The following is a 13,846-nucleotide window of genomic DNA, read 5'->3' as shown; positions in this document are numbered from 1 at the left end:
AAGCAAGACCCGTGATTATAAAGAAAAAACCTTTTCCTTACAAGCACAGGTTAGTTTATGTTGTATTATTGCAGTTAAATTTTCTCTACCTGAGAAAATTCCAGCTCAACCGGTGTTTCACGTCCAAATATCTGCACAGCAACACGCAGTTTATTGCGTTCGTAATTGACTTCTTCTACAACACCATTAAAGTCTTTAAACGGACCTTCATTTACCCGCACTTGCTGACCAACATCAAAGAGGACTTTTGGTTTTGGTTTTTCTACTCCACTTTGCACCTGATGCAAGATAGCATCTACTTCACGAGCTGAAATAGGTAATGGTTTATTGGCTGTTCCACCAATAAAGCCCGTCACACGTGGTGTATTTTTAACCAAGTGCCATGAAGCATCGGTCATATCCATTTCTACCAGAACATAACCAGGAAAAAATTTACGTTCAGTAATACTGCGACGCCCGTTTTTTATATCCACAACTTCTTCAACCGGCACCAGTATCTGACCAAAATATTCACCCATTCCTTCACGCTCAATGCGCTCTTTTAAGGTTTTTTGTACATTTTTTTCAAAACCGGAATAAGCGTGTACAACATACCACTGTTTTGCCATGATCAGCTTCTCCTCATAAAGATGTCAAATAACAACCATGAAATCAGGCTGTCAACACCCCAAATAAATAACGACAAGACAGCAACAAATATCAGTACAAACAGGGTCATGCGCAATGCCTCATTACGCTCTGGCCAAACTACTTTTCTGGCTTCCGATACACAGTCGCGCACATAGGCAGTAAGTTTGCGTCCACCTGTACTCCAAAAAAATACAATTACAATGGCTGCTACTACACCTACCAATGGAAATAAATAACGGATATAAAGTGGCAATTGCGCATCAAGAGCATAGAATGCCTGAATACCAGCGGCAACCAATATAGCGGAGAGAAGATATTTCAACAAATCAAACCATTTATTACGTTTGACTTCCAACTCCTGCTGTTGCTTAGCTTCAGCTTTTAATTGTGCTTTGGTTTTGGCTCCTACATCTTTCGATGTTTTGTTGTCCATATAACCACCTTTTAATTAATACAAAAAAGACTAACCGACCATTGGCCGATTAGTCTGATTTTTTGGCAGGCCAGGAGGGTCTCGAACCCCCAACCCTCGGTTTTGGAGACCGATACTCTACCAATTGAGCTACTGGCCTACAAAACTTTAAGCGATAACTTTAGCAACCACACCGGCACCAACTGTTCGGCCACCTTCACGAATCGCAAAGCGTAAGCCTTCTTCCATCGCAATCGGATGAATCAGTTCTACGTCTATCGTTACATTCTCTCCCGGCATTACCATTTCCACACCTTCTGCCAGGCTTACTGCGCCAGTTACGTCTGTTGTACGGAAATAGAACTGCGGACGGTAGTTCGCAAAGAACGGTGTATGACGACCACCTTCTTCTTTGCTCAGTACGTATACTTCTGCTTTGAATTTGGTGTGCGGAGTGATGCTGCCCGGTTTTGCCAGTACCTGACCACGTTCTACTTCTTCACGTTTGGTACCACGCAGCAATACACCTACGTTATCACCTGCCTGACCCTGATCCAGCAATTTGCGGAACATTTCAACGCCAGTACATGTGGTTTTCTGGGTGTCTTTCAAACCAACGATTTCAATTTCGTCACCTACATTGATTACACCGCGTTCTACACGACCGGTAACCACGGTACCACGACCTGAAATTGAGAATACGTCTTCAATCGGCAACAGGAATGGTTTGTCTACTGCACGTTCCGGTGTAGGAATATAGCTGTCCAGTGCATCTGCCAAAGCCATAATTGAAGCTTCACCGATGTCTGACTGGTCACCTTCCAGTGCTTTCAGAGCTGAACCTTTAATCAAAGGTACATCATCACCCGGGAATTCGTAGCTTGACAACAGGTCACGAATTTCCATTTCTACCAGTTCCAGCAACTCTTCGTCGTCAACCATGTCACATTTGTTCATGTAAACGATAATGTAAGGTACACCTACCTGACGGGCTAACAGGATGTGCTCACGGGTTTGTGGCATCGGACCGTCAGCTGCAGAAACCACCAGAATCGCGCCGTCCATCTGGGCAGCACCGGTAATCATGTTTTTCACGTAGTCAGCGTGTCCCGGGCAGTCAACGTGTGCATAGTGACGTTCTGCGGTTTCGTATTCTACGTGTGATGTATTAATGGTAATACCACGGGCTTTTTCTTCCGGGGCATTGTCAATCTGATCATAAGCTTTGGCTGCACCACCGAATTTCTGGGACAGAATGGTACACATTGCAGCAGTCAAAGTGGTTTTACCATGGTCAACGTGACCAATGGTGCCAACGTTTACGTGCGGTTTGCTCCGCTCGAATTTTTCTTTAGCCATGGCTACTTCCTATCTAAAGATGATTAGGTTTATCAATTCTAATGGTGCCCATGGACAGAATTGAACTGTCGGCCTCTCCCTTACCAAGGGAGTGCTCTACCCCTGAGCTACATGGGCGTACGGTAGGTATTTACTTATCTGGAGCGGGTGAAGGGAATCGAACCCTCACCGTAAGCTTGGAAGGCTTCTGCTCTACCATTGAGCTACACCCGCATACTCACTTAAAAAACTACAAGTAAGACTGGAATTTTGGTGGAGGGAGAAGGATTCGAACCTTCGAAGCTTTCGCAACAGATTTACAGTCTGCCCCCTTTGGCCGCTCGGGAATCCCTCCAAAAGAGAACGGCATGATAATGTTCATTTGCCACTTCGTCAAGTCTATTCAGCATTTTTTTTTGCTTTAAATAGTAATTAACTGTTTCAAATACATTTCATGCTTGGAAAAATTTACTCTTTTTCCGCCATTAGCTGCTGATATTTTGCTTCCAGCTCTTCTTCGCTTTCCGGATGTTCTTCATCAATAATGATACAGTCTACCGGGCAAACCTGCTGGCATTGCGGCTCATCATAATGGCCGACACACTGTGTACAGCGCTCCGGGGTGATTTCATAAATCTCATCACCCTGATAAATAGCGTTGTTCGGGCACTCAGGCTCACATACATCGCAGTTAATGCACTCATCTGTTATCAAGAGTGACATGTTTTTCCTTTATCGTTAAATTTAACTCTAAACCGTTGGGCGCGGATTATAGCACTATTTTGTTTTCTCTCCTGCAATCCCGCCTTTCTCTCTATTCAGCATCAATTTTATGATAAGTCAATAATTCAAAACGACTTATACCTGACTTTCCTTGTTTAAGTACCTCCCAGCCAGCCGGAAGTACAGGTAATGTGTTACTTTCCATATATACGCGCGCATTCGGAAGCAAATGTAATGAAAGAGCATCCAGCAGTTCATGCCATTGCTGCCAGACATACGGCGGATCGAGAAATACTATGTTAAATTGCTGGTGATTATTTATGAGAAAACTGTGTGCTTCTGTACAGATAAGCTCTATCTGCCCAAAATTCAATTGTTGCACATTACTTTTTATTGCCGCAGCAACCTGCCGATTTTTTTCTATCATAGTAACTTTGGCAGCATTTCGTGATGCAGCCTCCAGCCCCATTACCCCGCTACCGGCAAAAAGATCCAGAACTGCCATTCCGGTTAAATCCTGTCCCAGCCAGTTAAACAATCGTTCACGCACGCTATCTGCAGTCGGACGCAATCCTTCGGCTGCCGGAAATGTTAATTTACGTCCGCGATGAGTACCGCCAATAATGCGTACCTGATTGCGATGCTGATGCTGTACTTTTGCCACGTATACTCACTCCGATAAAAAAAGACTTTCAGGCATTCTGAAAGTCTTGATACATCTAATTTCTTAAAGCAGCCTGATTTATTCTTTTGGTGCAGGTGGCTCAATCTGCTCCGTATAACCGCACTCTTTTTGCGGACACACTTTTTCAGTTCCGCGCCGCTTAGTTGTTTTGATGGTCATTATTGGCCAGCCACACTGCGGACAGCTTTCTTTAACCGGCGGATTCCAGACAGCATAATCACAGTCCGGATAGGTATTACAACTGTAAAATAATTTACCATAACGGCTTTTACGCTCAATCAGGCTGCCTTTATGACATTTAGGGCACTCAATACCAGTGTCTTTTGGCTTTTCAAGCGGTTCAATATATTTACATTTAGGATAATTGGCACAACCAATAAATTTACCGTAACGTCCGCGTTTATATACCAGTTGTCCTTCACACTTCGGGCAAAGCCGCCCTTCTACAACTGTCGGTTCTTCTGCTGCCTTTGCTGCTTCCTCGGCTGTTTCATTAACATTGCGGGTATAGTCACATTCCGGATAACCGCTGCATGCAATAAAACGCCCGCGCTTACCAAATTTAATTTGTAATTGATGGGTACCGCATTTAGGACAGATTTCATCTAGATTTTCGGCAGTTAATTCTGCGCGGGGTATATCTTCCTTAGCTTTGATTTCTTTATCAAAGCCTTTCCAGAACTGCTGCATTACGGGTTTCCATTCCCGCTTACCGCCGGCAATATCATCCAGCTGATTTTCCAGTCTGGCAGTAAAGTTATAATCCACATACTGACCGAAATGTTCGGTCAGAAATTTATTAACCACTTCACCGGTATCAGTGGGCATAAAACGTTTCTGTTCCAGAGTAACGTATTCCCGCTCTTTTAGTGTGGAAATAATACTGGCATAGGTTGATGGGCGACCAATACCATACTCTTCCAATGCTTTAACCAGACTGGCTTCAGAATAACGCGGTGGTGGCTGGGTAAAATGTTGCTCGCCAAAAATCCTGTCAACCGGCAAAATGTCACCCTCATGAAGTTCCGGCAACTTTTTGGCATTCTCATCTTCTTCGCTGTCGTCTACACCCTCTTCATAGACACTGAGGAAACCGGCAAAAGTTTGTACCTGACCGGTTACTCTGAAGATACCTTTACCCACAACAATATCAACACTGGTAGTATCAAAGCGTGCAGGCGCCATCTGACAGGCCACTGCCCGTTGCCATATCATCTGATACAAGCGAAACTGGTCGGCAGTCAGAAACGGTTTTACAGCTTCTGGCGTACGATACACTGAGGTAGGACGAATAGCCTCATGCGCTTCCTGTGCATTTTTTGATTTGGTTTTGTATATTTTGGGCGATGAAGGTAAAAATTCATTACCGATTTTGTTGTCAATATAATGACGTATTTCTGTTACAGCTTCATCTGAGAGACTAACCGAATCGGTACGCATATACGTAATCAGACCCACAGCTCCTTGTCCGACATCCACACCTTCATATAACTGCTGTGCGGTACGCATGGTACGATCAGTTGTCATACTCAGCTTACGTACTGCTTCTTGCTGCATAGTCGAAGTGGTAAATGGAGCTGCAGGATTACGGCTGCGCTTTTTCTTTTCTACGTTAGATACATGTGCTGGTTGACCGGCCAAAGCTGAAACGATACCTTGCTGACGTTCTTCATCAGGAATGTCAAATTGTTCCAGCTTCTGCCCCTGCCAATGGGTTAGTTTAGCGGTAAATTTAGTACGTGCTTTATGGCTGTCAAGGTGTATAGTCCAGTATTCTTGTGCAGTAAACTCGCGGATTTCCTCTTCTCGTTCACAAATCATGCGTAATGCCGGGCTTTGTACTCTGCCAGCAGATAAACCACGACGAATTTTTTTCCACAATAAAGGTGACAGATTAAAACCTACCAGATAATCCAGTGCCCGCCTCGTCTGCTGCGCATCTACCAGCGTTTGTGACAATTCACGCGGATGGGCTACTGCATCCAGTACAGCTTTTTTGGTCACTTCATGAAACACTACCCGCTTTGGCTGCAAGTTTTTCAGACCGCGTTTGGATTTCAGTATTTCCTGCAAATGCCATGAGATGGCTTCACCTTCCCTATCCGGGTCGGTAGCCAGATACAATGCATCGGCCTCTTTAGCTGCAGCCACAATTGCATCGAGATGTTTGGCATTACGACTTACTAACTGGTATTTCATAGTAAAGTCATTTTCCGGATCCACTGCACCGCTTTTGGGAACCAGATCACGCACGTGACCGTAGGAAGCGAGAATTTCAAAATCGCTACCTAAATATTTCTTCAGCGTTTTCGCTTTAGATGGAGATTCAACAATCAACAGGTTTTTTGCCATTAGTTCAGGCTCACATTCGTAATTTAAATATTTGTGATATGTTGTTAGTCTGGATTATTCTAATAAATACATTTGAACAATGCAAAAAGCTTTCAGACACGCTGACTGAAAGCTTTCATGCAACTGTATCGCTTCAGTAACTTACTGCATGACGGCTTCACCATTGAGCGCAGCCATTAATTCATCACCTATCAGCACCGGTAATTCTGAGCGGTGTGCCCATAACACCAGTAAAGCTAATACTTTAGCATGATCCACCGTAATATCTTCGTAAGGTAAGTTCATCAGGGCATTGAGTACAAATTCACGCTGCTCCGGATTAAGAGCACCATTTTGCTCCAGAAAATGTACTAATCCACGCACTTCAAGCGGAAGCGCATCGAGCTCTTCATTATTATAAATGCGTGATCCTGTGCTATTGCGTAACTTTTCTGCCGGAATTAATGGTTCAAAACGCAAATCATCCAGACAGGATAAAGCGTCGCCGATTTCTTCATCATTAAAACCGACTTCTTCCAACAATACGCCTAAGTCTTTACGTGGTGGAAATGCATCAACGTCTTGAAAGTGCTCAATCAAAAACGCTATTACATCAATCATTTGCTTTCCTCTCAAGATTTAATGCGTTGATAACAACCGCCTGGCAGCGTGGTAATCCAGCCACCAAGCTCCAATGTCACGAGATGAGCATACACATCTGTAGCAGCCATGCCAAGTGCTGTAACTAACATATCCGGATGCATTATGCCGTAACCCAGTCCGTCCAGCACCTGCTGCTCCATCCGGTTAAGTACACAATCTGATGAATGAACTGATAATAAATCTTCTGAACTATCAGTATTTGTAGATGATTTACTTATATCATCAGTTTGCAGATGAGGACGATTGCTATATGATTGCAAATCTTTTTTTTGCAAGAGGCGTGGACATTCCTGCAAAATATCTTCCAGATTTTCTACTAATTTGGCACCCTGTTTGATTAATGCGTGACAGCCTTTACTTAAAGGGTTATCAATAGAACCCGGTATCGCCATAACTTCCCGCCCCATTTCGCCAGCCAATCTTGCAGTAATCAATGAGCCCGATTCAGTTGCGGCTTCAACTACCAGCGTACCCTGACTAAGTGCAGCAATCAAGCGGTTACGTCGCGGAAAATTTCCGGGCGAAGGACGAGTACCCAATGGAAATTCAGAAATAATACAGCCATGAGCAGCAATTTGTGTGGCTAAATTTTTGTTGCTTGCCGGATATACTCTGTCAATACCTGTACCCCAAACTGCTACTGTTGTACCCATTGCCTGCAAAGCACCCTGATGTGCTGCTGTATCTGCGCCACTAGCCATGCCTGAAATAATTGTTACACCTTTCCGTGCCAGTGCGGCTGCAAAATCATGAGTAATGCGCATGGCTTGTGGTGTGGCATGCCGACTGCCAACAATTGATAAAGCGGGTTGATGCAAACACTGGCTATCACCACGAACAAACAATAATGGAGGCGGTGTTAAACCCTTGGTTAGCATTTCCGGAAAATCATTATCTGCCAGTAGTAATAAACGTGCATCAGTATGCGCTCGCTCCCATTCTATAGCTGCTTCAGTTGCCTGTTTTGCTACATCACTATGCCAATACTTACTGACTTGCCGTTGACAAAAAGGCGATATTTCAGCAGCCGATGCACTAAGAGCATTTTGTGCTGAACCAAAATATTTAATTATGCGAAGAAAAGTTTCAGCCCCCACAAACGGAGTTAATGCCAATTCAATCCAGGCCAGGCGTTCTTGCGTATCCATATTATATTTTTAATATTTATTACATTTGATTATGACAAGATTATTAAAAATAAACAATTTTTGTTTTTTATTATTAATTTACTTATGAACTAATCTTATTATTTATTCTGGCCAATATTATAATATCATATTATAAATGTCTCTAACTATTTTGAATAATAATGAAAAATTATTCACTATTAAAGTACTTTTTAATATCTGTCGTTTAAATGTTTAATCAATTTTTTCCTGAAACTATCAACAATTTAATTACTCTGAAAGTACTCCAGTATTGAAAAAATCTTACCAATTTGCACTGCAACCATGTATTTGTCACCACGTAAAACAAAAAGTTTAATTTTATCTAATTTTAAATATTGGCAAAAAGATCTTAGTCATAAATTAAACATTAATGGCTAAAAATTTTAATTATATGTCATAATGTTGTGATAATAAAACACCATTATCAATGGTTAAAATACTATAAAGTGAATATATATTTCTTATCTATGAGCATGTCTGACAATAGCTCTTTTATTCAAATAATTCTTTTAATCCTGTAAAAAATTAAACCAAATAAATAATTTAAATATCCTCAATTTCAAGCCAGATTATGGCAACACTTTTATAATTAATTATACATATAATTGACTGTATTTATTAAAATTTAATCATCAAGATAACTTACATTAATGTCAGCAATTTAAGCATATTAATATCTGAATATATATTCGTAATGAATATACTTATTGCGGTTTTACTGAAAAAATCAGATCAGTTTCAATAACTCAAAATCAGACCAATTTGCGATGTACAATCTTACTAATTATTGATTAATATCATTTTTAATAAATAATTACATTTGTAAAATAAGATATTTACATTACAATAAATTCCTAACAAAGGAGTGTACATATTTTGGTTAAAGATGATGAAATACTAAATAAAAATTTAGTTCCTATTAAAATTCTTTCCACCGGAACTGCTTTACCTCCGGATAGAATTGAGGCAGCAGATCTGGATAAAAAGCTGAACAAACCGGCAGGTTATACGCTGAAACGTTCCGGCATTCTTTATCGTTATCATGCTGACCATCATTTAAAGCAGGCTGATTTAGCGGCAGCAGCCATTAATGATGCGCTAACTCGTTGTAATATTTCAGCAGAATCTATTGATTTACTGATTTCAGCCTGTGCACTTCCTGTCCAGGCCTTACCGTATACAGCAGCACATATTTTAAAAGCCAGCACGTTATCCAAAACCATTGCTAACTTTGATGTTAATACCAGTTGTGTGAGTTTTATCAGTGCATTACAGGTAGCAGCAGGTCTGTTAAATACCGGAGCTTATAAGCGCATCGCTATTGTTTCGGCAGATTTAGCATCACGTGGTCTGAACTGGCAGGATGAAGAGTCGTCTTTAATCTTTGGAGACGGCGCCGCTTGTGCTATTGTCGAAAAAGGCGATGGTTATAGTGGCATTCTTGCCTGTTTATTAGAAACACATACTAATGGCATTGATTTTTGTGAAATCAGCGGTGGCGGTAGCCGTCGGAATATTAAAACCGGCATGGATGAAAATGATTGCCTTTTCCGTATGCAAGGTAAACCACTATTCAGACTGGCATCTGCTTTGATTGAACCATATTTAGCTCGTTTATTAAATCAGGCTAACTTAACTCTCTCTGATATAGCTACGGTTATTCCTCATCAAGCCAGCCATTTATCACTGGAACACATGCGTAAACGGCTTACTATTCCTAACGAATCGATAATTGATATTTATCGTTTTCGAGGTAATCAGGTAGCCGCATCAATTCCCAGTGCATTGCATGAAGCGGTAATCACCAATCGTTTTAATCCGGGGAAACCAGCTATGCTAATAGGTACTGCTGCAGGGCTAACCCTAGGTGGGATGATTCTGCTGCCATGAAATTTTTAGTGACTGGCGCAACCAGTGGTTTGGGGCGCAATGCAGTAGAATGGTTACTGACACAAGGCCATCAGGTTCATGCCACGGGTCGTAATCAAATAGCGGGAAAAGAGCTGACAACACTCGGTGCAAAATTTACTGCACTGGACTTAGTTACCGCAACTGATACGGATTATTTTCAACTTCTTTCTGATTGTGATATTGTCTGGCATTGTGCAGCTTTATCTTCCCCATGGGGAAGATATGAATGGTTTTATCAGGCCAATACCGCTGTTACTGCACGTTTGGCTCAGTTTGCCGGAAAATCTGGTATTAAACGTTTTATTCATATATCAACACCTTCAATTTATTTTGATTTTCAATCTCATCAGAATATTACTGAAGATTATCTTGCTGAACATTTTGCAAATCATTATGCAAATACCAAATATGAAGCAGAAAAACGCATTCAGGAATGCGTAAAGCTTTATCCGGATACTGTTTATTTAATTTTAAGACCACGAGGCATTTTCGGTCCTCATGACAGAGTGATTATTCCCCGTATACTGGCATTATTAAACCGTACCGGAGGTATTTTATATTTACCTAGTGGCGGTCAGGCTTTTGTAGACCTTACCTTTGTTCTTAATGTCGTTCATGCCTTGTACCTGGCCTCTGATAAGCAGAATATTCAGTCTGGGAATGCTTTTAATATTACCAATCAGCAACCCTGCAAACTTGATGACCTAATTCATTTATTATTAAAAGATCAGTTAAATCTTCACTACAAAATTCGGTCACTACCCTACAGATTATTATATGGCACAGCTGCTTTGCTTGAGGGTATCGCATCATTAACAAACAAAGAACCGGCACTTACCCGTTACAGTGTCGGTACGCTCTATTTTGATATGACTTTAAGTCAGAAAATGGCGATTGAACGTTTAGGTTATCAGCCTCTATATAATATGAATGAAAGTATACATCTGACAGCACAGTGGTTACAGCAAAACGGGCATGTATAAATGGCCAGAATTACCCCGTTCAAAGCCGGATATTGTACTCATATTGCTTGCATGGCCATGCGTGGAGCAGGTTTTAACGTGTGTCAGTTCCCGGCACGCGCCTGGCTTATTGAAGTTGATGGATACCGCTGGCTATGGGACACTGGCTATGCTGACTATTTTAAGCAATATACACAAACAGGTATCTTTAAACTTTATCAGAAAACCACACCTGTCTATCTCAATAAAGGTGAATCTCTTAAAGAGCAATTTATTACCTTGGGTATTGATCTTGCAAGTATCCAAAATGTCATTATTTCACATTTTCATGGTGATCATATCGCCGGACTGAAAGATTTTACTCACAGTCATTTCATCTGCTCACAACAGGGCTGGAAAACACTCAAACCTTTACGCGGTTTTTTTGCGCTTAAACAAGGATTTGTACCTGACCTTATTCCGTCTGATTTTGAACAGCGGGTGAGTTTTGTAGAACATTTTGAAATTTGTCAGCTTGCTCCTGAACTTGCTCCTTTTACTCAGGGCTACATCTTGCCAAACAGTAAAGAACAAGTGATTTTAGTTCCCTTACCAGGCCATGCTGTCGGCCATATTGGTGCATTTATTTTAACTGATAAGGGTTGGACGCTGTTAGCCAGTGATGCTGCTTGGGTCAAAGAAAATTATCAAGATTTAAGAAAGCCATCTCGCTTTGCTCAATTGATTATGGCTGATTCCAGAGCCTTTGAAAACACTCTTAATCAGCTCCATCAACTCTCTTATCATCCTGACGTGACCATTTATTTAAGCCATGAAGGTGAGGAATGAGGCTGCTAAAAATACTTTGGTACTACTGGCGCACAAAACACTTAATATTTAAACAGCGCGCTGATCTTGAAGCATATCAAATTAAACAGCTAAAAAAATTTAAACAGCGTGTGTTAACCAAAAGTCCTTATTTCAGCCAATTCATTAATCAACCGTTTGAATCATGGCCTTTAATGAACAAACAGCTGATGATGGCACATTTTGATCAAATGAATACAGAGAATCTGACTTGTGATTCATTATTAACCTTGGCTCAGCACAGCGAACAACAGCGTGACTTTAGTGCCAGAATGGGTAAGTTCAGTGTGGGGTTATCTTCGGGAACATCAGGGCAACGTGGTTTATTTGTTGTGAGTCCGAGAGAGCAACTAATCTGGGCAGGCGGAATACTGGCAAAAATGTTACCTCGCGGATTACTGACTAAAGAACGGGTTGCATTATTTTTAAGAGCCGATAATCACCTTTATCATAGCACCAACAGCCATTGGTTAACTTTTCGTTTTTATGGTCTGTTTGATAATTTTCAGCAACAGATCCAATCGCTGAATGAATATCAACCTACCATCATCGTGGCACCAGCACAAGTATTGCGTGCTCTGGCAACAGAAAAGCTTAATGGTAAGCTGACAATAAATCCGGTTCTAGTAATCTCTGCTGCTGAAGTACTTGAAGATCAGGACAAACAAATTATCAAACAGGTCTTTAATCAGTTGGCTGAAGTTTATCAGGCTACCGAAGGCTTTCTTGCAGCTACCTGCCCGCTTGGTACGCTTCACTTAAATGAAGAGTTCATCTATATCGAACCGTGCTGGTTAGACGAAAATCGCTTTATGCCGATTATTACTGATTTTACTCGTGAAACCCAACCCATTGTACGCTATCAGTTAGATGATATTTTAGTCCGGCGCCAAACGCCCTGCCTTTGTGGACGGCAAGGAATGGCAATTTCACATATTGAAGGGCGATGCGATGATCAGCTATCACTTACCGATCAGCAAGGAAATCCGTTAACTATTTTTGCTGACTATTGCAGTCGCGTGATTGCCAATAATTTACCATTAACCAGTGATTATCGTCTGATTCAGCATCAGGATAACAGTATTGAGCTGATTGCCTGCTGTTCACAAGCATATTTAAGTCAATGCCAACAGGCATTAACTGCACATTTTATTCAGCAAGGCGCCAATGTTACTCAGCTAAAGTGGAAACTCATGTCTGTTAACACGATACCTGCCGAATTTTCACAAAAAAGGCGGCGAATTATTCGCGATCGAGGTGTTCAATGAAGCACTTCTGGATGCGATGCGTTTATTTATTTACAAGTTGGGGAATAGTCGGAATGGCTTATCATGGTTCAGCCTATCTGCAACATGAACCGAGTTTACTTTCACCGTCAATAATCGATAAATGGATTGAATTTACACCCCATGCTATCTGGGCTTATCTCTCGTTTTTTTTAATTATTCCAATTTGCTTTTTTATTGCCCCTTATAAACGCCTGGGCTGGATGTCTGGCTGTTTTGTACTTAGCGGGATTCTGGCCGCTCTGTGTTACCTTATTTTTCCAACCACGATGATTTATCCGGTCGATAACGGTAGTTCTGTCAGTTCATGGTTACTGGTAAAACTGATTGAAATTGATGATCCAGTAAACTGTTTTCCCTCACTGCATGTTACCTTAACATCTCTTGCTATCTGGGGTGCATTAAACAAGTTTCACCCTCTGCGCAATATAATTTTATTACTATGGGGAATGACGATTGTGTTATCGATCATCCAGCTTCGGCGACATCTCTTTATTGATTTTATTGGCGGTACTGTACTGGCACTGATAGCGGGTTGGAGTGTACGTTATGGATTTAAACGTTTGATTAAACAACCCTAGCCTTATAGGAACATGATAAAAGTTTAATTTCATCCATATTTACTGTTAATGCAATTAGGCTGAACCGCAACGATTTAATATTCGCAAAGATATTTTGTCATTTATATATTGGAGTTAAAGCCAATTCTATCAGTGCATAATACTCTTTTTAATTTATTCACATAATATTTAAATTAAATAATTTTACAATTATGACAAATATATTAAATAGATAATTCCCTGTTTACAATAAGCTAATTAATTTTTAAAAATATAATTTTATCTAATATTCTTTATATATAAAAAAATTAATTTATGATATGAAATTAT

General features: G+C 40.9%; 13 protein-coding genes and 4 tRNA genes. 5 read left to right on the top strand and 12 right to left on the bottom strand.

The features are described from left to right. Window positions 1-74: 74 nt before the first annotated feature. From nusG to dprA, 12 genes are all read right to left on the bottom strand, one after another. A complete protein-coding gene (gene nusG, locus GYY70_RS01770; RefSeq protein WP_025329893.1) occupies window positions 75-608 on the bottom strand; it encodes a transcription termination/antitermination protein NusG in 534 nt (177 codons plus the stop codon). 2 nt (window positions 609-610) lie between these two features. Then, entirely contained in the window at window positions 611-1,063 is a 453-nt protein-coding gene (gene secE / locus GYY70_RS01765) for a preprotein translocase subunit SecE (protein WP_084563545.1), read from the bottom strand. A gap of 63 nt (window positions 1,064-1,126) precedes the next feature. Continuing rightward, window positions 1,127-1,202, bottom strand: a tRNA-Trp gene (locus GYY70_RS01760). Window positions 1,203-1,210: 8 nt separating this feature from the next. After that, complete coding sequence (gene tuf / locus GYY70_RS01755) at window positions 1,211-2,401, bottom strand: elongation factor Tu (RefSeq protein WP_025329891.1); 1,191 nt, start codon at window positions 2,399-2,401, stop codon at window positions 1,211-1,213. 42 nt (window positions 2,402-2,443) lie between these two features. After that, a tRNA-Thr gene (locus GYY70_RS01750) sits at window positions 2,444-2,518 on the bottom strand. Window positions 2,519-2,540: 22 nt separating this feature from the next. Then, a tRNA-Gly gene (locus GYY70_RS01745) sits at window positions 2,541-2,614 on the bottom strand. A gap of 37 nt (window positions 2,615-2,651) precedes the next feature. Continuing rightward, window positions 2,652-2,735, bottom strand: a tRNA-Tyr gene (locus GYY70_RS01740). 113 nt (window positions 2,736-2,848) lie between these two features. Beyond that, the gene (locus GYY70_RS01735) at window positions 2,849-3,103 is read right to left on the bottom strand and encodes a YfhL family 4Fe-4S dicluster ferredoxin (RefSeq protein ID WP_037392355.1); all 255 of its coding nucleotides are present in this window, start codon (window positions 3,101-3,103) and stop codon (window positions 2,849-2,851) included. Window positions 3,104-3,194: 91 nt separating this feature from the next. After that, the gene (gene rsmD, locus GYY70_RS01730) at window positions 3,195-3,767 is read right to left on the bottom strand and encodes a 16S rRNA (guanine(966)-N(2))-methyltransferase RsmD (protein ID WP_174831062.1); all 573 of its coding nucleotides are present in this window, start codon (window positions 3,765-3,767) and stop codon (window positions 3,195-3,197) included. 78 nt (window positions 3,768-3,845) lie between these two features. Continuing rightward, window positions 3,846-6,140 (bottom strand): type I DNA topoisomerase, encoded by a 2,295-nt coding sequence (topA, locus tag GYY70_RS01725; protein WP_174831059.1) that lies wholly within the window; start codon window positions 6,138-6,140, stop codon window positions 3,846-3,848. Between the two features lie 141 nt (window positions 6,141-6,281). Beyond that, window positions 6,282-6,740, bottom strand: a complete 459-nt coding sequence (locus tag GYY70_RS01720; protein ID WP_025329887.1) for a DUF494 family protein — start codon at window positions 6,738-6,740, stop codon at window positions 6,282-6,284. 11 nt (window positions 6,741-6,751) lie between these two features. Next, window positions 6,752-7,930 (bottom strand): DNA-processing protein DprA, encoded by a 1,179-nt coding sequence (gene dprA, locus GYY70_RS01715; protein ID WP_174831057.1) that lies wholly within the window; start codon window positions 7,928-7,930, stop codon window positions 6,752-6,754. Window positions 7,931-8,827: 897 nt separating this feature from the next. On the opposite strand from dprA, the gene GYY70_RS01710 reads away from it, so the two are divergent. Genes GYY70_RS01710 through GYY70_RS01690 form a run of 5 tightly spaced genes read left to right on the top strand, consistent with a single transcriptional unit; the run spans window position 8,828 to window position 13,537 of the window. After that, complete coding sequence (locus GYY70_RS01710; protein ID WP_180214702.1) at window positions 8,828-9,841, top strand: 3-oxoacyl-[acyl-carrier-protein] synthase III C-terminal domain-containing protein; 1,014 nt, start codon at window positions 8,828-8,830, stop codon at window positions 9,839-9,841. After that, window positions 9,838-10,845 (top strand): NAD(P)-dependent oxidoreductase, encoded by a 1,008-nt coding sequence (locus GYY70_RS01705; RefSeq protein WP_174831055.1) that lies wholly within the window; start codon window positions 9,838-9,840, stop codon window positions 10,843-10,845. Before GYY70_RS01710 ends, GYY70_RS01705 begins: the two co-directional genes overlap by 4 nt. Continuing rightward, window positions 10,846-11,652 carry an MBL fold metallo-hydrolase gene (locus tag GYY70_RS01700; RefSeq protein WP_037476172.1) on the top strand — a complete coding sequence of 269 codons (807 nt, stop codon included), beginning with the start codon at window positions 10,846-10,848 and terminating at the stop codon, window positions 11,650-11,652. Beyond that, window positions 11,649-12,938, top strand: a complete 1,290-nt coding sequence (locus GYY70_RS01695) for a F390 synthetase-related protein (RefSeq protein ID WP_174831053.1) — start codon at window positions 11,649-11,651, stop codon at window positions 12,936-12,938. The genes GYY70_RS01700 and GYY70_RS01695 overlap by 4 nt, the downstream gene beginning before the upstream one ends. Further along, entirely contained in the window at window positions 12,935-13,537 is a 603-nt protein-coding gene (locus GYY70_RS01690) for a phosphatase PAP2 family protein (RefSeq protein ID WP_174831051.1), read from the top strand. Before GYY70_RS01695 ends, GYY70_RS01690 begins: the two co-directional genes overlap by 4 nt. Window positions 13,538-13,846 lie beyond the last annotated feature (309 nt).

Source organism: Snodgrassella sp. ESL0324 (assembly GCF_013344955.1).
Classification (GTDB): domain Bacteria; phylum Pseudomonadota; class Gammaproteobacteria; order Burkholderiales; family Neisseriaceae; genus Snodgrassella; species Snodgrassella alvi.
The sequence above is the reverse complement of the archived record's forward strand: the minus strand, read 5'-3'. Positions and strand labels throughout refer to the sequence as shown.